A 22,717-nucleotide genomic window follows, 5' to 3' on the forward strand; every position below is an offset into this window, starting at 1 on the left:
CGACACCACGGCGACCGCCGGAACCGCCGGTGCCCGCGTCCCCGGCGCCACGGCGCGCGGACCCGGCCGCGCGGGGCCCCACTCGCCCCCACCCCTTCTGACCTGCGTATTCGTCCGCGACCCCGATGTGTGGAACGTGTTTTCATTGTTGACGGTGGGGAAGAGTGGAGTAGAGTGGGGCGCCGTGGGGAGCAGTAGCGCCTCATGCGGCGCGGGAGGTGGGGCCGGTGTTCCTCGGCACCCATTCGCCGCGCCTGGACGACAAGGGACGGCTGTTCCTGCCGGCGAAGTATCGCGAGGAGCTGTCGGGGGGATTGGTGATCACGAAGGGCCAGGAGCGCTGCCTGTACGTCTTCCCCATGGCGGAATTCCAGCGGATAACCGAGGCTCTGCGCGCCGCGCCGGTCACCGAGAAGGCGGTCCGGAGCTACAGCCGGGTCTTCTTCGCCAGCGCCTCCGACGAGGTCCCCGACAAGCAGGGCCGCGTCACGATTCCTCCTCAGCTGCGCAGGTACGCGGGGCTCACCCGCGACTGCACGGTCATCGGTGCCAACACGCGTCTGGAGATCTGGGACGCGCAGGCATGGGAGACCTACCTGGAGCAGGAGGAGGAGACGTTCTCCGACGTCTCGGAGGAGGTGTTGCCAGGGATCCTCTGAGAGACGACCCGTCGGTCCGATGACCGGCCTGGCCCACGTTCGGCCAGGTCTCCAGCCGCTCTCCGAGCCAGCTGGCGCAGCTTCCCCGGCGCCAGACGGCGACCCCCCGCGCACCACGCGGATCGTCAGGGCAGCGGATGGGGACCTGGCCGGGCGAGGCCGCCGCCGGGGGCACGAAACGGTCATCCGATCCGGCGACGCCACAAGTCCGCGAGCTAGGTGGCCGCACAGGGGGTGGAACATGGACGTGGGCAACCACACGGCCGGGGCCGGTCACGTACCGGTCATGCTCGGTCGCGTACTGGCGATCCTCACCCCCGCGGCGGAGGCCGTCACCGGCCGCCCGCCCGTCTACCTCGACGCCACGCTCGGCATGGGCGGTCACGCCGAGGCGATGCTGCGGGCCGTCCCGGAGCTCCGCCTGATCGGGCTCGACCGCGACACCGCCGCGCTGGAGCGCTCCGAGCGCAGGCTCGCCCGGTTCGGCGACCGGGTGACGCTGGAGCACGCCGTCTACGACGAGATCCCCGGGATCCTGCGCCGCCTCGGCGTCCCCGCGGTGGACGCGGCCCTGTTCGACCTCGGCGTCTCCTCCCCGCAGCTGGACGAGACCGGCCGCGGCTTCGCCTACTCCCACGACGCCCCCCTCGACATGCGGATGGACACCACCCAGCGGCTCACCGCCGCCGAGGTCGTCAACGGCTACCCGCCCGCCGAACTCGCCAGGATCCTGCGCCAGTACGGCGAGGAGCGCTTCGCCCAGCGGATCGCCTCGGCGATCGTCCGCGAGCGCGAGCGCGCCCCGCTCGACTCCACCCGCCGCCTCGCCGACCTGGTGCGGACCTCCATCCCGGCCGCCACGCGCCGCACCGGCGGCAACCCGGCCAAGCGCACCTTCCAGGCGCTGCGCATCGAGGTGAACGGCGAGCTGGACACCTGGCGCCGGGCCCTGCCCGTCGCCCTGGACGCGCTTCCGGTCGGCGGCCGGATCGCCGTCCTGTCCTACCACTCCCTTGAGGACCGCATCACCAAGCAGGTCCTCGCCGCGCAGGCGGCCGACACGACGCCGCCGGACCTGCCCGTCCCGCTGCCCGAGCACGAGCCGCGGTTCAGGCTCCTGACGCGCGGCGCCGAGCTGCCGTCGGACGAGGAGACCACGACCAACCCACGGGCCGGATCGGTGCGCCTGCGCGCCGCCGAGCGCGTCAGGGAGGCGACATGACCACGACGAGCAGGCGCCCGCCGGCGCCGGCCGGGGCGCCGAAGAAGCGGCCCCGGAAGCGCCCGGCGGACGCCGCCGCACCCGCCACCGCGAAGAGCGGGCCCGCCAAGGCCGCGCCGGCGAAGGGCACGTCCGCGAAGAGCACGTCCGCGAAGGGCACGTCCGCGAAGGGCACGTCCGCGAAGGGCACGTCCGCGAGGGCCGCGCCCGCGCGCAAGGCCGCGCCCGCCAAGGGCGCGGCGACGAGGACGAGGCCCGCCGAGACCGCGGCCGGCGCCGCCAACGCGAAGACGACGCGGGCGGCGAAGACCGCGGAGAGCGGGGCGAAGACCGCCGCCGCCCGGTCCCGCCCGGCGGCGGCGCGGCGCGCCCAGGCGCCGCCGCGCACCCCGTTCGTGCTGCTCATCGTCGGGCTGCTCGGCGGCGCGCTGGTGAGCCTGCTGCTGCTCAACACCGTCCTCGCGCAGGACGCGTTCACGCTGACGCGGCTGCAGCAGAGCAACAAGCAGCTCGAGCAGCAGCGCCAGGCGTACGAGGAGCAGATCGCCCGCGAGGGCTCCCCGGAGGAGCTGTCGAACAAGGCCAAGAGCCTCGGCATGAAGAAGGCCGAGGACCCGGCGTTCTTCGACACCGGCAGCGGCCGGCCCAGCGACGGCGGGATCCGCCCGGTCCCGCACGCCGCGGCCGCGTCGGCGGGCGCCGCGGGCGTGGTCGGCGTCCCCGGGACCGTGGTGCCCGGCGACGGCGTCCCGCCCGGAACCGGCGGCGGGGCCGGCCAGGGCGCCGGGACGGGGAACGGAGCCCCGTGAGCGGGCACGACCACATCGGGGAGCGGGTGACACGGTGACGAAACCGCCGGGACGCGGGACCGCCGGGCCGCCGCCCGGCCGGAAACGCGGCTCGGACGGGCGCGGCCCCCGCGGCTCGGCGGGGCGGGACGACAGGAGCGGCCCGGGCGCGGCGCGCGCCTCCGGGCGCCCTTCCGGCGGCTCCCCGCGCCCTCCGGGCGGCAGGTCCGACGGCGCGGGGCGTCCGGGTGCGAAGGGCGGCGCCGGCCGCCGTCCCGCGCGCGGCGCCATGAGCCCCGTCCCGCGCACGGAGGGCGCCCGCGAAGGGCCGGGGCGCGAGAGACCGGAGACCGGCGGCACGGCCGCCGGGAAGCCGGCGCGGAAGCGGCCCGCGCAGAAGAAGAGGCCGGCGGCGCAGGAGAAACCGGCGCCGAAGGGATCCGCCAAGAGCGGCGCGGGCGGCGGTCGGCGCTCCGGCGAAGGCTCGGGCCGCCTTCCGCGGACGCGCCCCCCGTTCCACCGGCGCGACCCGCTCAAGCGGCTGAACGTCGCGCTGCTGGTCATCGCCTTCGTGCTGTCGCTGTTCGCCGGGCGGCTCGTGCAGCTCCAGACGATCGAGTCCGGCGAGTACAGCGAGCAGGCGATGCAGCAGCGGCTGCAGAAGATCACGCTTCCCGCGACCCGCGGCGACATCACGGACGCCCAGGGCAACCCGCTCGCCATGACGGTGGAGGCGCGGGCGATCTACGCCGACCCGTCGCTGATCGCGGCGGACACCCGCCAGCCCGTCGTCAACGCGCTGGCCCCGACGCTCGGCCTGAACCCGGCGGCGCTGATGAAGAAGATCAGCCAGACCGACACCCGGTTCGTGTACCTGGCGCACGGCGTCCGGCCGGACCAGGCACGGCTGATCACGTCATGGGACCTCCCCGGGATCGGGACGCTGCCGGAGTACCGCCGCGAGTACCCCAACGATTCCCTGGGCGCGAGCGTCATAGGGTTCGTGAACGACACGGGGAAGGGCGCCGCCGGGCTGGAGAGCTCGATGAACGACGTGCTCTCCGGGCGCGCGGGCTGGCAGCGGGTGGAGATCAGCCCCGAGGGCCAGCACATCCCGATGGGCAAGGACCAGAAGCGGCCCTCCGAGCCCGGCCGCGGTGTGCGGCTCACGCTGCTGCGCGACCTGCAGTTCAAGGCGCAGGAGGCGATCGAGAAGCAGGTCAAGGCGTCGGGCGCCAAGAGCGGCAGCGTGATCGTCATGGACCCGCGCACCGGCGAGATGCTCGCGATGGCCTCCGCGCCCGGGTTCGACCCGAACCGGTACGGCGAATCGGACAATTCGCTGTGGGGCAGCCCGCTGGTGCAGGAGGCGTTCGAGCCGGGCAGCACGGGCAAGGTCGTCACCGCCGCGGCGGTCATGGAGAAGGGCGGGGTCACCCCGAAGACGCCCTACACCGTCCCCGACAAGATCAAGAAGTACGACGTCGTGTTCCGCGACTCGCACCCGCACCCGACCGAGCGGCTCACCTTCGCGGGCGTGCTCGCCACGTCCAGCAACGTCGGCACCATCATGGCCAGCGAGAGCGTCAGCGGGCAGCAGCTCTACCAGACGCTGCGCGACTTCGGGTTCGGCGAGACGACCGGCCTGCCGCTGCCGGGGGAGACGGCCGGGCTGCTGAAGCCGCCCTCCCAGTGGTCGGGCACCGACCGGTACCCGATCGCGTTCGGGCAGACGGTCTCGGTCAACGCGGTGCAGATGGCCAGCGTCTACGCGACCATCGCCAACGGCGGCGTGCGCGTCAAGCCGACCCTCGTCGCGGGCACCGTCGGCGAGGACGACGCGTTCACACCGTCGCAGGCGCCGCAGCGCAAACGCGTCATCGGCGCGTCGACCGCCCGGCAGATCAGCGACATGCTGGAGGGAGTGACGACGGACGAGGGCACGGCGCCCAAGGCGCAGATCAAGGGGTACCGCGTCGCGGGCAAGACCGGCACCGCGCAGATCGTCAACCCGCGCTGCGGCTGCTACGACGGCGGCGGCTACATCGCGTCGTTCGCGGGCTTCGCCCCCGCGGACGATCCGCAGCTCGTCGTCCAGGTCGTCCTGCAGGACCCCAAGCGGGGCAGCCACTATGGTGGCGATGCGGCCGCACCGGTCTTCAAGGACGTGATGGGCTTCGCCCTGCAGTCCGAAAAGATCCCGCCGACGGGGAGCCGGCCGCCGATCGTCCAGATCCACGCCCGGGACTGACGCCAGCGAGTACCCTCCTCGCCTGTGAGTCCACCACCCGTGTCCCCGCAGTCCCGTTCCGTCCGCACCGAAAGAAACACCATGCGTCCCACAACCAGTCCGGCCCGTCCGCTGAACGGACTCGCGGCGCTTCTCGGGATCGAGCAGACCGGCTGGGACGCGGTGTCCGCCTCGGGCATCACGCACGACTCGCGGGCGGTGCGGCGCGGCGACGTCTACGCCGCGCTGCCCGGCGCGCGCGCACACGGCGCGCAGTTCTCGGCCCAGGCCGCGGCCGCGGGCGCGGCGGCGATCCTCACCGACCCCGACGGGTACGGCCGGGCGGCGGCGACGGGCCTGCCGGTCCTGGTGGTGCCCGACGTCCGCGCGCGGCTCGGCGACGCGGCCTCCTGGGTGTACGGCGAGCCGGGACGCGACATCACGCTCATCGGCGTCACCGGGACCAGCGGCAAGACCACCACGGTCTTCCTGCTGGACGCGGGCCTGCGCGCCGCCGGCATCGAGACCGGGCTGGTCGGCGGCGTCGAGATCCGGGTGGCGGGGGAGACGGTGCCGAGCGCGCTGACCACGCCCGAGTCCACCGACCTGCACGCGCTGCTGGCGATGATGCGCGAGCGCGGCGTGGGCGCCGCCTCGATGGAGGTCTCCAGCCACGCCCTCGCCCAGGGCCGGGTCGGCGGCGCGGCGTTCGAGGTCGCGGTGTTCACGAACCTGTCCCAGGACCACCTGGACTACCACCCGACCATGCAGGACTACTTCCTCACGAAGGCCCGGCTGTTCACGCCCGAGTACTCCCGCGTCGGCGTCGTCAACCTCGACGACCACCACGGCCGCGAGCTCCTGGAGATCGCCACCGTGCCGGCGACGACGTTCTCGGCGTCCGGCGACCCGGCGGCCGACTGGCGGGCGGAGGACGTGCGCGTCGGCGCCGACGGCAGCGTGTTCCGCGTCGTCGGGCCCGGCGGCATCGAGGCCGACGCCGAGGTCCGGCTCGCCGGCCCGTTCAACGTCGCCAACGCGCTCGCCGCGATCGTCGCGCTGGTCGAGGCGGGGATCCCGCTCCAGGCCGCCGTCCGCGGGGTCGCGTCGCTGCCCGGCGTCCCCGGGCGGCTGGAACGCGTCGACGAGGGCCAGGACTTCGTCGCCCTCGTCGACTACTCGCACAAGCCCGGCGCGGTCGAGGCCGTCCTGTCGGCGCTGCGGCCCGTCACCGAGGGCGACCTCACCGTCGTGCTCGGCTGCGGCGGCGACCGCGACCGCGGCAAGCGGCCGCTGATGGGGGAGGCCGCCGCCCGCCTCGCCGACACCGCGTACTTCACCGGCGACAACCCGAGGTCGGAAGATCCGCTCGCCATCCTCGCCGCTATGGTCGAGGGCGGGCTGAAGGTGCCGCAGCCCGAGCGGGCGCACATCGTCGTGGAGCCCGACCGCGCCGCCGCGATCGCGCTGGCCGTCGGCCGCGCCCGGCGCGGCGACGTCGTCGTCGTCGCGGGCAAGGGCCACGAGCAGGGCCAGAACGTGGCGGGCGAGGTACAGCCGTTCGACGACCGCGAGGTCGTCCGCGAGGCGCTCCGGCGCCGTGCACGAGGGACAAGAGGGGACGGGGCGCAGGCGTGATCCCACTTCCGCTGTCGACGATCGCGGAGATCACGGGGGGCACCGTTCACGGGCCCCCGGACGCCGTGGTGAGCGGTCCCGTGGTCATCGACTCCCGCGAGGCGGGGCCCGGGGCGCTGTTCGCGGCGCTGAAGGGCGAGCGCGCCGACGGGCACGACTTCGCGCCCGCCGCCCTCGCGGCCGGCGCCGCCGCGGTGCTCGCGCAGCGCCCGGTGGAGACCGGGGGCGCCGCCGGCCCGTGCGTGGTCGTCGCCGACGTCCAGGAGGCGCTCGGGCGGCTGGCCCGGGGCGTCCTGGACCGGCTGCCGGACGTGACCGTCATCGCGGTCACCGGCTCGGCCGGCAAGACCTCCACCAAAGACCTGATCGGGCAGCTCGCGGGCCGCGCGGGCGCCACCGTCTTCCCGCCCGGCTCGTTCAACAACGAGATCGGGCTGCCGCTCACCGTGCTGCGCGCCGACGTCGGGACCCGCCACCTCGTCCTGGAGATGGGCGCCCGCGGCATCGGCCACATCACCTACCTCACCGGGATCGCGCCGCCCGACGTCGGCGTGGTCCTGAACGTCGGCACCGCGCACGTGGGGGAGTTCGGCAGCCGGGAGAACATCGCCCGCGCCAAGGGCGAGATCGTGGAGGCCGTGCGGCCGGGCGGCACCGCCGTCCTGAACGCCGACGACCCGCTGGTCGCCGCCATGGCGCCGCGCACGCCCGGCGAGGTCGTCACCTTCGGCCGGTCCCCGGAGGCGGTCGTCCGCGCCGAGGACGAGACGCTCGACGCGCAGGGCCGGCCCCGCTTCACCCTCGTCACGCCGGAGGGCTCGGCGCCGGTCGCGCTGCGCCTGCACGGCTCGCATTCCGTCCCCAACGCGCTGGCCGCGGCCGCGGCGTCCCGAGCGGCGGGGCTGGCGCCCGCCGGGATCGCCGAGGCCCTCTCGCAGGCCGATCCGGTCAGCCGCTGGCGGATGGAGGTGACCGAGCGGGCCGACGGCGTGACGGTCGTGAACGACGCCTACAACGCCAATCCCGACTCGACCCGTGCCGCGCTCGACGTGCTCGCCCACATGGCGAAAGGCCGCCGGGCGTTCGCGGTGCTGGGCGAGATGGCCGAACTGGGCGCCTCGTCCGCCGCGGAACATGCCAAGATCGGGGAGCACGCGGCGCGCGGCGGGGTCGCGGGCCTCGTGGTCGTCGGAGCGAACGCGGCGGCGATGGCGGACGGGGCCGGGCAGGTGGGGTCATGGACGGGAGAGTGCGTGCAGGTGGATGACGTCGGCGCGGCGGTGGCCGCGCTCAGCGAGCGGCTGGCGCCGCATGACGTCGTGCTGGTGAAGGGCTCCCGCGTGGCGGGGCTGGAACGGGTGGCCGAGGCGATCCTCGCGGAGGACGCCCGATGACCAACATCATCGTCGCCGGCGGGGCCGCGCTCATCTTCGTGATGCTCGGCACTCCGGCGTGGATCCGGATCGTCAACCGGCTCGGCTACGGCCAGATGATCCGCGACGAGGGTCCCGAGGCCCACCTCAACAAGCGCGGAACCCCCACGATGGGCGGGACGGTCTTCATCGTCGGCTCGCTCGTCGGGTACGCGGTGGCGCACCTGTTCAACCAGACCGTGCCGACGATCTCCGGCCTCCTCGTGCTGTTCCTGATGGCCGGTCTCGGCCTCGTCGGGTTCGTGGACGACTACATCAAGGTGTTCAAGCAGCGCAGCCTCGGGCTCCGCAGCGGCGCCAAGATGATCGGCATCATCCTCGTCGGCGTCGTGTTCGCCGTCGGGTCGCTCAACTTCCCCAACGGCTACCAGGTCACCCCCGCCGCCGACAGCCTGTCGTTCCTGCGCGACTTCGGCCCCCCGATCGGCCCGTACCTGTTCGTGATCTGGGCGCTGCTGCTGATCGCCGCGATGTCCAACGGCGTCAACCTCACCGACGGCCTGGACGGTCTCGCCGCCGGCCCGGCCGGCATGGTGCTGGCCGCCTACGTGATCATCGGCAACTGGCAGCTGCGCAACAGCTGCGAGTTCGCGCTCGACCCCAAGTGCTACACCGTCCGCGACCCCCTCGACCTCGCGGTGGTCGCCGCGGCCGTGCTCGGCGGCGTGTTCGGCTTCCTGTGGTGGAACGCCCCGCCCGCGAAGATCTTCATGGGCGACACCGGCTCGCTGGCCCTCGGCGGCGTGCTGGTCGGCCTGGCGATCCTCACCCGGACCCAGTTCCTGCTCGCGATCCTGTGCGGGCTGATCGTGATGATCACCCTGTCGGTGATGATCCAGGTCGGCGGTTTCAAGCTGACCGGCAAGCGCGTGTTCAAGATGGCCCCGCTGCAGCACCACTTCGAGCTGTCCGGCTGGGCCGAGACCACGATCGTCGTGCGCTTCTGGCTGATGTCCGCGCTGTTCGTCGCGATCGGCATCGGCCTGTTCTACCTGGAATGGATGCCGAAGAGTTGAGCGACCGCCGCTTTGACAGCCGATCCGTCTGCGTCGCCGGGGCCGGTGTGTCCGGGCGGTCCGCCGCCCGCGCCCTGGCCGGGCTCGGCGCCCGCGTCACCGTCGTGGAGGCCCGCGACGGCGAGGAGCAGCGCGGGCACGCCGCCGAGCTGGAGGCGCGCGGCATCGCGGTCCGGCTCGGCGACGGCGAGGGCCTGCCGGACGGCACCGACCTGGTCGTGACCTCGCCGGGCTGGCGGCCGGACGTGCCGCTGCTCGCCGCGGCCGCCGCGTCCGGCATCGAGATCATCGGCGAGGTCGAGCTGGCCTGGCGGCTCCGCCCCGCGAACGCGGCGCCGTGGCTGGCCGTCACGGGGACCGACGGCAAGACCACCGTCGTCCGGATGCTGGCCCGCATGCTCACCGCCGCCGGCCATAAGGCCCTCGCGGTGGGCAACGTCGGCACGCCGATCGTCGACGCCGTCGCCGGGGCGTACGACGTGCTGGCGGTGGAGCTGTCCAGTTACCAGCTGCACTGGTCCGGCTCGCTCGCACCGGCGGCGGCCGCAGTGCTGAACATCGCGCCCGACCACCTCGACTGGCACGGCTCCATGGACGCCTACGTGGACGCCAAGGCCAAGATCTTCGCCCCGGGGTGCGTCGCGGTCTACAACGCCGACGACGACACCTCCGCGGCCCTCGCCGACCGCGCCTCCGGAGTGGCGCGCCGGGTCGGCTTCACGCTCCGGACGCCGCGCCCGGGTGAGCTCGGCGTCGTCGAGGAACTGCTGGTCGACCGGGCGTTCACCGGCGACCCGGCGCGCGAGGCCGCCGAACTGGCCGCGCTCGCCGACGTCCGCCCGTACGCGCCCCACAACGTCGCCAACGCACTGGCCGCCGCCGGCCTCGCCCGCGCCTTCGGCGTGCCGCCGGAGGCCGTCCGCGACGGCCTCCGGGCGTTCGTCCCCGACCCGCACCGCATCCAGCACGTCGCGGACGTGGCGGGCGTCACCTACGTCAACGACTCCAAGGCGACCCAGCCGCACGCCGCCGCCGCGTCGCTGGCCGCCTACGAGCCGGTCGTGTGGATCGCCGGCGGCCTCCTCAAGGGCCTGGACGTCGACGACCTGGTGCGCACGTGCTCCGGGCGGCTGCGCGGCGTCGTGCTGATGGGACGCGACCGGCACCGGATCGCCGAGGCACTGGCGCGACACGCCCCGGATGTCCCCGTCGTGGACGTTCCCGACACCGACACTGGGGCCATGGACCGCGTCGTCAACGAAGCCTCGGGGCTCGCGCGCCCGGGGGACACCGTGCTGCTCGCCCCCGTCGGGGCGTCCTTCGACATGTTCGCCGACTACCCCGCGCGCGGGAACGCCTTCATCGCCGCCGTCGAACGCCTCGCCGGCAGCGGTCCCCACCCGGGGGACGGCCCCCGGAGCCCCCGGTAGAGGCATGGCCGCCGAACCGGCCGTGGAGGAGGACGGCGGGCGCCCGGGGCCGCGCGAGCAGGTGGTCGCCGCCATCGGGCTGCTCGACCGTCCCCTGACGTCCTACTACCTGGTGCTGGGCTGCACGGTGATGCTGCTGGCGCTCGGCCTGACGATGGTGCTGTCGGCGTCCAGCGTCAGCCAGCTCCAGGCGACGGGCTCGGCCTTCACCCTGTTCCAGAAGCAGGCCCTGTGGATGGCGATCGGGCTGCCCGGCATGTGGCTGGCCTCCCGCCTGCCGGTGAGGACGTTCCGCGCGCTGGCCTACCCCATGCTGCTGCTCTCGATCGTCGTGCTGGCGATGGTGCTGGTCCCCGGGCTCGGCCGCAGCGCCGGCGGCGCCACCCGCTGGATCGACCTCGGGCCGGTGCAGATCCAGCCGTCGGAACTGGCCAAGCTCGCCCTGGTGCTCTGGGGCGCCGACCTGCTGGCCCGCAAGGAGCGGCTGAAGCAGCTGACCGAATGGCGTCCGCTGCTGGTCCCGCTGATGCCCGGGGCGGGCGTGCTGGTCCTGCTGGTGATGCTGGGCAGCGACCTCGGGACCACGCTGGTCCTGCTGGCCATCTTCCTCGGCCTGCTGTGGGTCGTCGGCGCTCCCGGGCGGCTGTTCATCGGCATCGCCGGGCTCGTGTGCCTGCTGGTGTCGATCCTCATCGTCGTCGAGCCGTACCGGATGGCGCGCCTCACCGGGTTCCTCGACCCCTCCGGCAACCGGCTCACCAGCAGCTACCAGGGCATGCAGGGCCTGTACGCGATCGGGTCGGGCGGCCTGTTCGGCACCGGCCTCGGGGAGGGACGCGCCAAATGGGACTACCTGCCCCACGCCGAGACCGACTTCATCTTCGCGATCGTGGGGGAGGAGCTGGGCCTCGTCGGCACCCTGGTGGTCCTGTCCCTGGTCGGGCTGCTCGCCTACGCGGGCCTGCGGATCGCCCGCCGGGTCAACGACCCGTTCACCCGGCTCGCCGCCGCGGGCGCGACGGCGTGGCTGGTGGTCCAGGCCATCGTGAACATCGGAGCCGTCATCGGCGTCCTGCCCATCACCGGGATCCCGCTTCCGCTGGTGTCCTACGGCGGTTCGGCCCTGATTCCGAGCCTGTTCGCGCTGGGCATGCTGCTCGCTTTCGCCAAACGCGAGCCCGGCGCGCGGCAAGCACTCTCCGCACGGGGTCCCGGACCGGTCGTGAGGGCTCTAAGCTGGCTGGGTCTGGCACGGCGTTGAACCCCTTCCGGGGGGTCGGGGGGTCCCCCCAGATTGACTCCGCCCCCTCCGGGGTGCCGGAGACGCCGCGTCCACGAGCGCGCCCACGCGCCGGACGCGCGGCACCCGACAAGTCGAACACGCTGAGGAGTTGTCAACCAGCATGAGGGTTGTCCTGGCCGGCGGCGGCACCGCCGGACACATCGAGCCCGCCCTGGCACTCGCCGACGCGCTGCGCCGCAACGACCCGAACACCGGGATCGTCTGCCTCGGCACCGAGCGGGGCCTGGAGACCCGCCTCGTCCCGCAGCGCGGCTACGAGCTCGCCCTGATCCCGCCGGTGCCGCTGCCGCGCACGCTGACCCCGCAGCTGCTGTCGGTCCCCGGCAGGCTGCGCGGCGCGATCAACGCGGCGGCGTCCGTCCTCGACCAGGCCCAGGCCGACATCCTCGTCGGGTTCGGCGGCTACGTCGCCACCCCGGGCTACCTGGCCGCGCGCAAGCGCAAGGTGCCGATCATCGTCCACGAGGCCAACCCCAAACCCGGCCTCGCCAACAAGCTCGGGGCGCGCTTCACCGAGCACGTCGCGGTCTCGCACGCCGACTCGCCGCTGCCGAACCCCACGTTCGTCGGCATCCCGCTCCGCCGCGAGATCGCCACCCTCGACCGGCTCGCCCTGGGCGACAAGGCCCGCTCCTACTTCGGCCTGCTGCCCGACCTGCCCACCCTGCTGATCTTCGGCGGCTCGCAGGGCGCCCGGTCCCTCAACCAGGCCGCGGTGGCCGCCGCGCCGGCCTTCCGGCAGGCGGGCATCCAGGTCCTGCACATCGTCGGGCCGAAGAACACCGAGGAGCCCGAGCCGGTGTCCGGCGGCCCGCAGTACGTCACGATCCCGTACTGCGACCGGATGGACCTCGCCTACGCCGCCGCCGACATGGCCATGTGCCGCGCCGGCGCGATGACGTGCGCGGAGCTGGCCGCCGTCGCGCTGCCCGCGGTGTACGTGCCGCTGCCGATCGGCAACGGCGAGCAGCGGCTGAACGCCGAGCCGATCGTCGAGGCCGGCGGCGGCATGCTCGTCGACAACGCCGACCTCACCCCCGACTGGATCGTGCAGAACGTCCTGCCGGTGCTGGCCGACCCCGGCCGGGTCGCGCACATGTCCGAGGCCGCCGGGCGGATGGGCCGGCGGGACGCCGACGTCGCGCTCGCCCGGATGGTCTACGACGTGGTCCGCTCGGCGGGCACCGAGCGATGAGCCTGATCGACCCCCGCGACATCGTGCCCGCCGGCGAGCTCGGCCGGGTCCACTTCATCGCGATCGGGGGCGCCGGGATGTCCGGCATCGCCCGCATCATGCTCCGGCGCGGTCTCGCCGTGTCCGGCAGCGACGCCCGCGACTCCGAGCTGCTCACCCAGCTCGGCGACCTCGGCGCCAAGGTCTTCGTCGGGCACGACGCCGCCCACCTGGGCGACGCCGAGACGGTGGTCGTGTCCACCGCGATCCGGGACGCCAACCCGGAACTGGCCGCCGCCCGCGAGCGCGGCCTGCGGATCCTGCACCGCTCCGCCGCGCTCGCCTCGCTGATGGCGGGCCGGCGGGCGGTCGCGGTCGCCGGCACGCACGGCAAGACCACCACGACCTCGATGCTGACGGTCGCGCTCCAGCACGCCGGGGCCGACCCGTCCTACTGCATCGGCGGGCAGCTGGTCACCACCGGCCTCGGCGCCGACGAGGGCACCGGCGACGTGTTCGTGGCCGAGGCCGACGAGAGCGACGGCTCCTTCCTCATGTACACCCCGCACATCGCGGTCGTCACCAACGTCGAGGCCGACCACCTCGACAACTACGGCGGCTTCGACCAGGTGAAGGAGAACTTCGCGAAGTTCGTCGACCGCGTCGAACCCGGCGGGACGCTCATCGCGGGGGCCGACGACCCGGTCGCGATGGAGCTGGCGGAACGGGCGCGGGCGCGCGGCCTGGCCGTCCGCACCTACGGGGAGGCCGAGGGCGCCGACCTGCGGGTGACCGGATTCACCCCGCGCGGCCTCGGCTCCCGGTTCGAGATCGGCGGGGTCGGCGAGGTCGCGCTGGGCGTCCCCGGGCGGCACAACGCGCTGAACGCCGCCGCCGTGGTCGCGGTCGCGCAGGCCCTCGGCCTGGACGACGCGCCGGTCCGCGCCGGCCTCGCCGCGTTCGGCGGCGCGATGCGGCGGCTGGAGCGCAAGGGCGAGGCGGGCGGCGTCGAGGTGTTCGACAGCTACGCCCACCACCCGACCGAGCTGACCGCCGACCTGGACGCCACCCGCGACTACCTGGGGGAGAAGGAGGGCGGCGGCCGGATCGTCGCGGTCTTCCAGCCCCACCTGTACAGCCGCACCCGGTTCTTCGCCGCCGAGTTCGGCGCGGCGCTCGGCCTCGCCGAGGCCGCCGTCGTCCTGGACGTCTACGGCGCCCGGGAGGACCCGGAGCCCGGCGTGACCGGCGCGCTCGTCGCCGACGCCGTCCCCGCGGGCACCGAGACCGTCTACGCGCCCGTCCGCGACGAGGTGCCCGGCATCGCGGCCTCGCTCGCGCGGCCCGGCGACGTCGTCATCACCCTGGGCGCCGGGGACGTGACCCAGCTCGGCCCGCTCGTCCTGGAGCGCCTCGCGGGGGAGTGAGCGGTGCGCGCCGGTCCGTCCGGGACACGCCGCCGCCCGCGCGGTCGGCGGCGGACGGGGCCGGCACTGCCAAGCTTGGGTCATGAACGAGGCGCGGACGGGCCGGCGAGCCGTGCGGGACGGCGTGCCGGGACCGGACGAGGAGCAGGCGCCGGACGAGGCCCCCGGCGAGGAGCGCGGCCGCCCCGGACGGTGGAAGGTGGTCTTCGTCACCCTGCTGGTGCTGGGTGCGCTCGCCGCCGTGACCTGGGTCCTGCTCGGCTCGCGGCTCCTCGTGGTCCGGCACGTGGAGGTGACCGGCACGGACCTGGCGCCGCGCGACCGCGTGGTCGCCGCCGCCGGGATCAGCCTCGGCAAGCCGATGGCGCGGCTGGCGACCGGCGGCATCCGGGCCCGGGTCGAGGAGCTCCGGGAGGTGGAGTCGGCCGAGATCGAGCGGCACTGGCCGGGCACCGTCCGCATCGTGGTCCGCGAACGGGTCCCGGCCGCGGTCTTCGAGCGCGACGGCCGCTACCACAGCATCGACCGGCACGGCGTCGTCGTGGCCGACGGCGAGTCCAGGCCGGCCGGCCTCCCGACGCTGGCCGCCGCCTCTCCCGGGCCGTCGGACAAGGCGACGCTCGCGGCGCTCACCGTCCTGTCCGACCTGCCGGAACGCCTGAAGAGGCAGGTCCGCGAGGTCACGGCGACCGGTCCGGAGGCGGTCACCCTCCTCATGGCGAGCGGGCAGACGGTGGAGTGGGGCGGCGCGGAGCGGGCGGAGGAGAAGATCCGGCTGCTGGAGGCGCTGTGGCGCACGGCGGCGGGACGGGCCGTCGCCACGGCCGACGTCAGCTCCCCCGAGGTGCTCAAGACGAAGTGAGCATGCCGTGCGGCTCGCCGGACGCCGGCGCGCTCCGCGAAGAAGGGCGTTTGCGGGACCGTTCGGGTCCGGTGCGTGTGTCGCGGCGATTCCGGTCGTCCGATGAGGCACGCTTGGACGGTCGCCCGGACCCGGGCGGCACCGACGCGGACGGCGGGAGGCGGCAGCTGGTGGACGGTGGCGCGCACGGCCCGGAAACACCCAGATCTCCTTCGCCAACCTGGGCAAACCCGCGCCCAGTGCGACACGCCGGTGGAGTTGGGGGGAGGTTAGTTGACCCTGGCCGTAAGGCCGCCCTACTGTCCGTATCAGTCCTCAGGTTGACATAACTGTAAGCCTCAAGTTGAGGGTGAGGGTTCAGGGCGACCGGTCTCCGTGACCGGCCCGGACCCGGCCCGCAAGCAGCAGACAGGTCAGGAAAACCGCGGCGGCACGGTCGGCAGACCGTGCAGGGCGGTCGGATAGAGCGGAAAGGCCCCTCGTCGTGGCAGCACCGCAGAATTACCTCGCGGTCATCAAGGTCGTCGGAATCGGCGGCGGCGGCGTCAATGCCGTCAACCGGATGATCGAAGAGGGACTCAAGGGCGTCGAGTTCATCGCGATCAACACGGACGCCCAGGCGCTGCTGATGAGTGACGCCGACGTGAAACTGGACGTGGGCCGCGAGCTCACCCGCGGGCTCGGAGCCGGCGCCAACCCCGATGTCGGCCGCAAGGCCGCCGAAGACCACCGCGAGGAGATCGAAGAGGTCCTCAAGGGCGCCGACATGGTGTTCGTCACCGCCGGAGAGGGGGGCGGCACCGGCACCGGCGGCGCCCCCGTGGTGGCCAACATCGCCCGCTCCCTCGGAGCGCTGACCATAGGCGTCGTCACCCGTCCCTTCAGCTTCGAGGGCAAGCGCCGCGCCATGCAGGCCGAGGCCGGTATAGAGACGCTGCGCGACGAGGTCGACACCCTCATCGTCATCCCCAACGACCGGCTGCTGTCGATCTCCGACCGCCAGGTCAGCGTGCTGGACGCGTTCAAGGCCGCCGACCAGGTGCTGCTGTCCGGTGTGCAGGGCATCACCGATCTGATCACCACGCCCGGCCTGATCAACCTGGACTTCGCCGACGTCAAGTCCGTCATGTCCGGCGCCGGCTCGGCGCTCATGGGCATCGGCTCCGCGCGCGGCGACGACCGCAGTGTCGCCGCGGCCGAGATGGCGATCTCCAGCCCGCTGCTGGAGGCCAGCATCGACGGCGCGCACGGCGTGCTGCTGTCCATCTCCGGCGGCTCCGACCTCGGCCTGTTCGAGATCAACGAGGCGGCGCAGCTGGTGTCCAACGCCGCCGCGCCCGACGCGAACATCATCTTCGGCGCGGTCATCGACGACGCGCTCGGCGACGAGGTCCGGGTCACGGTGATCGCGGCGGGTTTTGACGAGGGCCGTCCCGCCAAGCCGACCCCGGAACCCGAGAGCAAGAGGGTGCCCCCGCCGCCGCGCCCGGTACCGCCGCCCGCGTCCGCGCCTCCGGCGTCCGCGCCGCCCGCGGCCGCGCCCACGGCGTCCGCGGCCACGCCGCCCGCGAACCCGATTCCGAGCAGGGTCGGCCGGTCCGAGTCCGCGGGCACGAGCCAGTCCGCCCCGCCGCAGCAGCCGGTGGCGCAGGCCGCCGCCGCTCCGCAGCCCCCGGCGCCCGCGCCGCCGCAGCCGTCCGAGTCCGACCGGCCCCAGCCGGCCGCGCAGGAGCAGGACGACCGGCCCGCCGGACGCGGCGGGCCGGCCGAGCAGTCCCGGCCGGAGAGCCCGGCGTCCCCGGCCGCCGACCGCGACGGAGGCGGGTCCGCCGGCGAGCCGGGCGGTTCGCGCCCTCCCGCGCCGCGTCCGGGCTCCGAGCAGTCCTCCACCCGGGTGCACGCCGGGGAGAACGACGGCGGCCCCGCCTCGTCCGGGCAGCGCCGCCGCCCCGTGGTGTTCGACGAGGACGACGACCTCGACGTCCCCGACTTCCTGAAGTGATCACCCCCGTCGCCATGGGCGACGGCGTCGGCGGCGCGTTCACCGGGCGCGCCGGCGGCGTGAGCACCGCCCCCTACGACTCCCTCAACCTGGGCGGCGCGGTCGGCGACGACGCCGCCGCCGTCCTGGACAACCGCCGGCGCACCGCCGCCCTGCTCGGCGTCGACCCCGGACGCACCGTCTTCATGCGGCAGGTGCACGGCGCCGACGTCGCGTTCGTCACCTCCCCCGATCTCTCCGAGCCGGTCGACGCGATCGTCACGACCGTCCCCGGCCTCGCGCTCGCCGTCCTGGTCGCCGACTGCGCGCCCGTCCTGCTGGCCGACCCCGCCGCCGGGATCGCCGGCGCCGCCCACTCCGGCCGCCCCGGGACCGCCGCCGGGGTCGTCCCGGCCCTGGTGAAATCGATGTGCGAACGGGGCGCCGACCCCGCCCGGATGACCGCCGCGGTCGGCCCCGCCGCGTGCGGCCGCTGCTACGAGGTCCCCGAGGCGATGCGGGACGAGGTCGCCGCCGTCGTCCCCGCCGCGCACGCCACCACGTCCAAGGGCACCGCCGGCCTCGACATCCGCGCCGGCATCGTCGAGCAGCTCGCCGCCGCCGGCGTGACCGGGGTCCGGGTCGATCCCCGCTGCACCATCGAGGACCCCGGCCTCTTCTCCTACCGCCGCGACGGCCGAACCGGCCGCTTCGCCGGATACGTCTGGCTCAAGGGCGACGCATGACCGCACAGCGCCGTGCCGAACTGGCCGAGGGCATCGCCGGAGTGCGCGACCGCATCGCCGCCGCGTGCGCCGCGGCCGACCGCGACGAGGCCGAGATCACGCTGATCGCGGTGACCAAGACCTTCCCCGCGTCCGACGTGCGGCTGCTGGCCGGGCTCGGCCTGACCGACGTCGGCGAGAACCGCGACCAGGAGGCCCGCCCGAAGGCCGCCGACTGCGCCGACCTCCCGCTCACCTGGCATTTCGTCGGCAGCCTGCAGACCAACAAGGCCCGCGCGGTCGCCGGGTACGCCGACGTCGTCCACTCGGTCGACCGATCGAGGCTGGTCACGGCCCTGTCGGACGCCGCCGTCCGCGCGGGCCGCACCCTGCGCTGCCTGGTCCAGGTCTCGCTCGACGAGGAGGAGGGGCGCGGCGGCGCACCCGTCCGAGATGTGCCCGCGCTCGCCGACGGGATCGCCGGGGCGGACGGGCTGGAGCTCGGCGGCGTGATGGCCGTCGCGCCGCTCGGCGCCGACCCCGCGCCGGCCTTCACGCGGCTCGCCGAGGTCGCCGCGGAGGTCCGCCGGAACCATCCGGACGCGTCGATCGTCTCTGCGGGTATGAGCGGCGATCTGGAACAGGCGATCGCGAGCGGCGCGACACACCTGCGGGTCGGTACGGCGTTGCTCGGCGGCCGACGGGCAATCGTCAGGTAATGTCCCCCCAGTGGTACCTGCCCGAACGCGGGGCGCCACATCGGATCAGTCCAACCGCGGCACCGGACGCGCCCGGAGCCGCTGCCACAGGACACGGAGGGGCGTATGGCCAGCGCGATGCGCAAGATGGCGGTCTACCTCGGCCTTGTGGAGGACGACCGCTACGACGACAAGTACGGCGACTACGACGAGTACGATCTCTACGACGAGGAGACCGACACCGGCCAGGGCCGACGTCGCGAGGACGAATCCGGCGGCCAGCTTACCCGAGCGGACGAGGCCCCGGATCGGGAACGCGACCATCACTCCACGTCGACGATCGAGCGGCGCTCCGTAGCGCTCTACGAGTCCGGTACCACCGACCTCGCTCGTATCACTACGCTGCACCCAAGGACCTACAACGAGGCGAGGACCATCGGGGAGCACTTCCGGGAGGGCACACCGGTGATCATGAACCTGACCGAGATGGTCGACAGCGACGCCAAGCGTCTGGTCGACTTCGCGGCGGGTCTGGTGTTCGGCCTGCACGGGAGCATCGAGCGTGTTACGAACAAGGTGTTCCTGCTGTCGCCCGCCAACGTGGAGGTGACGGCGGAGGACAAGGCCCGGATGGCAGAACGAGGTTTCTTCAACCAGAGCTGAGAACCACTTGCGAGAGTACCCGTGAACATCGTTGGCACCGTCCTGCAGGCGGTCCTGTACTTCTTCCTCCTGTTCCTGATCGGGAGGCTGATCCTGGAGATCCTGCAGTCGTTCGCCCGGCAGTGGAAGCCGACCGGGGTCGTCCTGGTGATCGCCGAGGCGGTCTACACCGTCACCGATCCGCCGCTGAAATTCCTGAGGCGCTTCATACCGCCCATTCGACTGGGTAACGTTGCGCTGGACCTCAGCTTCACCGTCCTCATCCTTGTGGTCTGGTTCCTGATCATCATCGTCGGCTCCGCGTTCGGCGGAGGCTAGGTCGATCGGATACCGTCCTTCGGGACAGACTCCAAGCGCGCCAAGGAGACGAGAACATGCCGCTGACACCCGCCGATGTGCGGAACAAGCAGTTCAGTACCACCAGGCTGAGGCCGGGGTACGACGAGGAGGAGGTGGACGCCTTCCTCGACGAGGTCGAGGCCGAGCTGGACCGCCTCATCCAGGAGAACGAGGAGCTGCGGGCCAAGCTCGCCGAGTGCCTGCGCGGCAAGGTTCCCGCCATGGCCGCTCCCATCGTGGAGCCGAAGCCGGACGTCCAGAAGATCCCCGAGCCTCCCCGCCCGGAGCCGCAGCCGCAGCCCGAGCCGGAGCCGGCCCTCGGCGGCCTCGGCATGGGCGCCGCGCCCACCGGCGAGGACAACATGGACACCGCCGCCCGCGTGCTCGCGCTGGCGCAGCAGACCGCCGACCAGGCGATCGCCGACGCCCGCCGCGAGGCGGACGAGACGCTCGGCCGCGCCCGCCGCGAGGCCGAGGAGATCCTCGGCAAGGCCCGCCGGCAGGCCGACCAGATCGTCAGCGAGGCCCGCTCGCGCGCCGAGGCCCTCGACCGCGACGCCCAGGAGCGGCACCGGCAGGTCATGGGCTCGCTCGTGCAGCAGCGCGAGGAGCTCGAGCGCGAGGTCGACAACCTGCGCGCGTTCGAGCGCGAGTACCGCAGCCGCCTGAAGGTCTACCTGGAGGGCCAGCTGCGCGACCTGGAGGCCGGCAGCACCGAGACGGGCGCGTTCGCCGCCGTCCCGGGCGCGGCCGCCGCCCAGTCGCAGCAGAACGCCCCGCAGACGGGCCCGCAGAACGCCATCCCGCACGGGGAGAACCGCAACGGCGCCGCCGGCGGTTCCGGCCCGGCCCCCGGGCAGTTCTCGCAGCCCGCGGAGCATGCCCAGCAGGTGCAGCACTCGGCAACCGGGGCCTTCCACTCCGGCGGTGACAACCCGCCGCACGAACGGCGCTGACACGGGCACCGCGGGCGATAGTGTCTTCCCGATCGCCGCGCCGTGGACGGCAGCGCAGCCGTCCCGGCGGCGCGGGAGACGCGGCCGGGCCCACCCGGCCCGGAGCCGAGCGGCCTGAACGAGGGAGAGAGACCCTGTGATCATCCTGAGCGGTGTTCTGGTCGTGGTGGCGATGGCCCTGCTGGTAGCGGGGATCGTCGCCGGCAACTCGGACAGCGCCGAGGTATTCGGCCAGTTCGACGCGCTGTTCGTGATCTACATCTCGATCGCGGTCAGCATCGTCTCGGCGCTCTGCCTGGCCCTCGGGGTGTTCCTGCGCCGCAAGGAGCTCTTCGGACCGAGCGTCGCGACGGCGCCCGCCCGCAAGAGCAAGGCCACGAAGGCGAGGAAGGACCAGCGCGGCAAGGCCGCGCCCGCCGCGAAGGCCAAGGGGGCCCCGGAGGCCAAGGCCCCGGCGGACCCGGCCGACGACGAGGTGGAGATCCCCGCCCCGCCGGCCGACGTGCCCGACGACGCGCTGGTGTTCGTCGTCCGCGGCCGCAAGCGCTACCACCTCGACACGTGTCGGCAGCTCGCCGGCCGCGAGACCGAGGAGCTCACCTACGCCGAGGCCAAGGAGGAGGGGTTCAGCCCCTGTACCGCCTGCATGCCCGACACCGCACTGGCGGCGCGCGCCGCGGCGTCGGGCCCCGCGTCCCCGGACGCGGGCAAGAAGGCGGCGGGGGACGCGCCCGTACCTGCGAAGCCCGGCGTGGAGCGCTCCGGGGACGGCCTGGCGGGTCTCGCCAAGCCGGCGCCCTCCCCGGCCGCCGCGGCCACGTCGTTCGACAAGACCGCGGAGATCCCCCGGGCGGGCGAGCCGGAGCGGCCGGGCCGCGCCGGGGAGACCGGAGCCGAGCGCGAGCCGGAGCGTCCCGCGGGCCCGACCCTCACCGACCTCCCCGTCGCGAGCATCTTCGCGCCCGCGGAGCCCGCCGGACGCGCGGAGAAGGCCGAGAACGCCGGACCGGAGCCGGAGGAGCGCTCCGCCGGGGAACGGGCCGCTGACGCCGGATCCGCGGCGCCGGACGCCACCGGCGATGCCGCCCCGACGTCCCCGGCGTCCCCGGAGGCCGAGGCCGCCCCGGACGCGACGGCCCCGAAGCCCCGCGACGCCGAGGACGAGGACGTCCCCGCACCGCAGGCGGCCGACGAGCCCGAGCCGGAACCCGCCGCCGCGTCCCCGGCCGCCGAGCCCGCCGACGACGGCCCGCAGGTCCGGATCCTCAGCGGCACCAAGCGCTACCACCGCGTCGACTGCGCCCTCATCGAGGACATCGGCGACGAGGCCGACGACCTGGAGTCGCTGTCGCGCGCCGAGGCCAAGTCCCGCGGCTGCACCCCCTGCCTCGTCTGCCAGCCCGACCGCGAACGCGCCCGCGACTGACCACCCCGCGGCCCGGCGGCGGCCGTGGCCCTGTGGTCACGGCCCGGCGGTCACTGCCGGTGACCGCGGGTCAGTGGTCGCGGCGGCGGTCGCGGAGTCCGGGGCGGGGCCCGTGGTGCAGGCGGTGGACGTCGCGGTGCCGGTTCCGGCGCGCGGCCTTGTCGTTCACTTCCCGGCGCTTGGCCGTGACGCCGCCGAACAGGACCAGGCCGGTGATCCGGATGACGGGCGCGTCCGGGTCGGTCGTGTCGTCCTCCGGCAGGTCGTTCCCGCCGAAGACCGCGGTGTTGGAGCCGACGACCCGGACGCCGGGCGGCACGACGATGTCCACACCGCCGAACACGCAGGTGACGTTGACGGTCACCTCGTTGCGGCTGAGGACCGCCTGCCGGAAGTCCAGCTCCACGCCGGCGAACACGCACGCGACGTTCGTGGTGGCCTCGGCGAGCCAGCGTCCCTTACGCTCCGCCCCGCCGAAGATCGCCACCACGTTCGGTGACTGCGAGGGAGGAGGCGCGACCGCCGGCTGCTCCTTGCGCAGGTCCACCCGCGGCCGGGGCGACGGCAGGTCGTGGAGCACCGGCTCCAGTTCGGCGTACGTCCTGGCGTTGTACACCAGGTCGATGCGCTCGGCGTGCTCCTCCGGAGTGATGCGCCCCTCCGCCAGGGCCTCACGCAGACGGTCCGCCACCTGATCACGGTCGGCGTCCGAGGCGCGCATGCTCGCGCCCGGCGGGCGCACGGGGG

21 protein-coding genes are annotated in these 22,717 nt (G+C 74.0%); 19 read left to right on the plus strand and 2 right to left on the minus strand.

Translation table 11 applies throughout. From position 1 onward, the window contains the following. The first annotated feature begins 227 nt into the window (after positions 1 to 227). Positions 228 to 659: a division/cell wall cluster transcriptional repressor MraZ gene (mraZ, locus tag E1281_RS14015; RefSeq protein ID WP_131878133.1), complete on the plus strand. Its 432-nt coding sequence runs from the start codon at positions 228 to 230 to the stop codon at positions 657 to 659. 241 nt (positions 660 to 900) lie between these two features. Further along, positions 901 to 1,881, plus strand: coding sequence for a 16S rRNA (cytosine(1402)-N(4))-methyltransferase RsmH (gene rsmH / locus E1281_RS14020; RefSeq protein ID WP_131878135.1), 981 nt, complete (start codon positions 901 to 903; stop codon positions 1,879 to 1,881). On the opposite strand, the gene E1281_RS14025 is transcribed toward rsmH, so the two are convergent. Further along, the gene (locus E1281_RS14025) at positions 1,865 to 2,287 is read right to left on the minus strand and encodes a hypothetical protein (protein WP_131878137.1); all 423 of its coding nucleotides are present in this window, start codon (positions 2,285 to 2,287) and stop codon (positions 1,865 to 1,867) included. The genes rsmH and E1281_RS14025 overlap by 17 nt on opposite strands. Between E1281_RS14025 and E1281_RS14030 the strand changes: the two genes are divergently transcribed. The 17 genes from E1281_RS14030 to E1281_RS14110 all read left to right on the plus strand — a co-directional run bounded on the left by E1281_RS14030 (position 2,277) and on the right by E1281_RS14110 (position 21,970). Continuing rightward, the gene (locus E1281_RS14030) at positions 2,277 to 2,690 is read left to right on the plus strand and encodes a hypothetical protein (RefSeq protein WP_131878139.1); all 414 of its coding nucleotides are present in this window, start codon (positions 2,277 to 2,279) and stop codon (positions 2,688 to 2,690) included. The genes E1281_RS14025 and E1281_RS14030 overlap by 11 nt on opposite strands. A gap of 34 nt (positions 2,691 to 2,724) precedes the next feature. After that, on the plus strand, positions 2,725 to 4,920 hold the full coding sequence (locus E1281_RS14035) for a penicillin-binding protein 2 (protein ID WP_131878141.1): 2,196 nt from the start codon (positions 2,725 to 2,727) through the stop codon (positions 4,918 to 4,920). An 81-nt stretch (positions 4,921 to 5,001) separates the two neighbouring features. Then, positions 5,002 to 6,537: a UDP-N-acetylmuramoyl-L-alanyl-D-glutamate--2,6-diaminopimelate ligase gene (locus tag E1281_RS14040; RefSeq protein WP_131878143.1), complete on the plus strand. Its 1,536-nt coding sequence runs from the start codon at positions 5,002 to 5,004 to the stop codon at positions 6,535 to 6,537. Next, entirely contained in the window at positions 6,534 to 7,931 is a 1,398-nt protein-coding gene (gene murF, locus E1281_RS14045; protein ID WP_131878145.1) for a UDP-N-acetylmuramoyl-tripeptide--D-alanyl-D-alanine ligase, read from the plus strand. The genes E1281_RS14040 and murF overlap by 4 nt, the downstream gene beginning before the upstream one ends. Continuing rightward, positions 7,928 to 8,986, plus strand: a complete 1,059-nt coding sequence (mraY, locus tag E1281_RS14050) for a phospho-N-acetylmuramoyl-pentapeptide-transferase (protein WP_131878147.1) — start codon at positions 7,928 to 7,930, stop codon at positions 8,984 to 8,986. Before murF ends, mraY begins: the two co-directional genes overlap by 4 nt. Then, positions 8,968 to 10,416, plus strand: a complete 1,449-nt coding sequence (gene murD, locus E1281_RS14055; RefSeq protein ID WP_131878149.1) for a UDP-N-acetylmuramoyl-L-alanine--D-glutamate ligase — start codon at positions 8,968 to 8,970, stop codon at positions 10,414 to 10,416. Before mraY ends, murD begins: the two co-directional genes overlap by 19 nt. Positions 10,417 to 10,420: 4 nt before the next feature. Continuing rightward, complete coding sequence (gene ftsW / locus E1281_RS14060) at positions 10,421 to 11,677, plus strand: putative lipid II flippase FtsW (protein ID WP_131878151.1); 1,257 nt, start codon at positions 10,421 to 10,423, stop codon at positions 11,675 to 11,677. A 142-nt stretch (positions 11,678 to 11,819) separates the two neighbouring features. Further along, a complete protein-coding gene (gene murG, locus E1281_RS14065; protein WP_131878153.1) occupies positions 11,820 to 12,914 on the plus strand; it encodes an undecaprenyldiphospho-muramoylpentapeptide beta-N-acetylglucosaminyltransferase in 1,095 nt (364 codons plus the stop codon). After that, a complete protein-coding gene (gene murC, locus E1281_RS14070) occupies positions 12,911 to 14,320 on the plus strand; it encodes a UDP-N-acetylmuramate--L-alanine ligase (RefSeq protein WP_131878155.1) in 1,410 nt (469 codons plus the stop codon). Before murG ends, murC begins: the two co-directional genes overlap by 4 nt. 82 nt (positions 14,321 to 14,402) lie before the next feature. Next, on the plus strand, positions 14,403 to 15,182 hold the full coding sequence (locus tag E1281_RS14075; protein WP_131878157.1) for an FtsQ-type POTRA domain-containing protein: 780 nt from the start codon (positions 14,403 to 14,405) through the stop codon (positions 15,180 to 15,182). Between the two features lie 484 nt (positions 15,183 to 15,666). Next, positions 15,667 to 17,184, plus strand: coding sequence for a cell division protein FtsZ (ftsZ, locus tag E1281_RS14080; RefSeq protein ID WP_131878159.1), 1,518 nt, complete (start codon positions 15,667 to 15,669; stop codon positions 17,182 to 17,184). After that, positions 17,181 to 17,909 carry a peptidoglycan editing factor PgeF gene (pgeF, locus tag E1281_RS14085; protein WP_243716936.1) on the plus strand — a complete coding sequence of 243 codons (729 nt, stop codon included), beginning with the start codon at positions 17,181 to 17,183 and terminating at the stop codon, positions 17,907 to 17,909. Before ftsZ ends, pgeF begins: the two co-directional genes overlap by 4 nt. Beyond that, positions 17,906 to 18,607 carry a YggS family pyridoxal phosphate-dependent enzyme gene (locus tag E1281_RS14090; RefSeq protein ID WP_131878161.1) on the plus strand — a complete coding sequence of 234 codons (702 nt, stop codon included), beginning with the start codon at positions 17,906 to 17,908 and terminating at the stop codon, positions 18,605 to 18,607. The genes pgeF and E1281_RS14090 overlap by 4 nt, the downstream gene beginning before the upstream one ends. A 105-nt stretch (positions 18,608 to 18,712) precedes the next feature. Further along, positions 18,713 to 19,249: a cell division protein SepF gene (sepF, locus tag E1281_RS14095; protein ID WP_131878163.1), complete on the plus strand. Its 537-nt coding sequence runs from the start codon at positions 18,713 to 18,715 to the stop codon at positions 19,247 to 19,249. Positions 19,250 to 19,270: 21 nt separating this feature from the next. Next, on the plus strand, positions 19,271 to 19,567 hold the full coding sequence (locus tag E1281_RS14100) for a YggT family protein (RefSeq protein WP_131878165.1): 297 nt from the start codon (positions 19,271 to 19,273) through the stop codon (positions 19,565 to 19,567). Positions 19,568 to 19,623: 56 nt separating this feature from the next. Next, positions 19,624 to 20,544, plus strand: a complete 921-nt coding sequence (locus E1281_RS14105) for a DivIVA domain-containing protein (protein ID WP_131878167.1) — start codon at positions 19,624 to 19,626, stop codon at positions 20,542 to 20,544. 136 nt (positions 20,545 to 20,680) lie between these two features. After that, the gene (locus tag E1281_RS14110; RefSeq protein ID WP_131878169.1) at positions 20,681 to 21,970 is read left to right on the plus strand and encodes a hypothetical protein; all 1,290 of its coding nucleotides are present in this window, start codon (positions 20,681 to 20,683) and stop codon (positions 21,968 to 21,970) included. 70 nt (positions 21,971 to 22,040) lie between these two features. Here the strand turns inward: E1281_RS14110 and E1281_RS14115 are convergent, their stop codons facing one another. After that, positions 22,041 to 22,691 carry a DUF1707 domain-containing protein gene (locus tag E1281_RS14115; RefSeq protein WP_131878181.1) on the minus strand — a complete coding sequence of 217 codons (651 nt, stop codon included), beginning with the start codon at positions 22,689 to 22,691 and terminating at the stop codon, positions 22,041 to 22,043. Between the last annotated feature and the right edge of the window lie 26 nt (positions 22,692 to 22,717).

This window comes from Actinomadura sp. KC345 (assembly GCF_004348515.1).
In the GTDB taxonomy this organism is placed as follows: Bacteria; Actinomycetota; Actinomycetes; order Streptosporangiales; family Streptosporangiaceae; genus Spirillospora.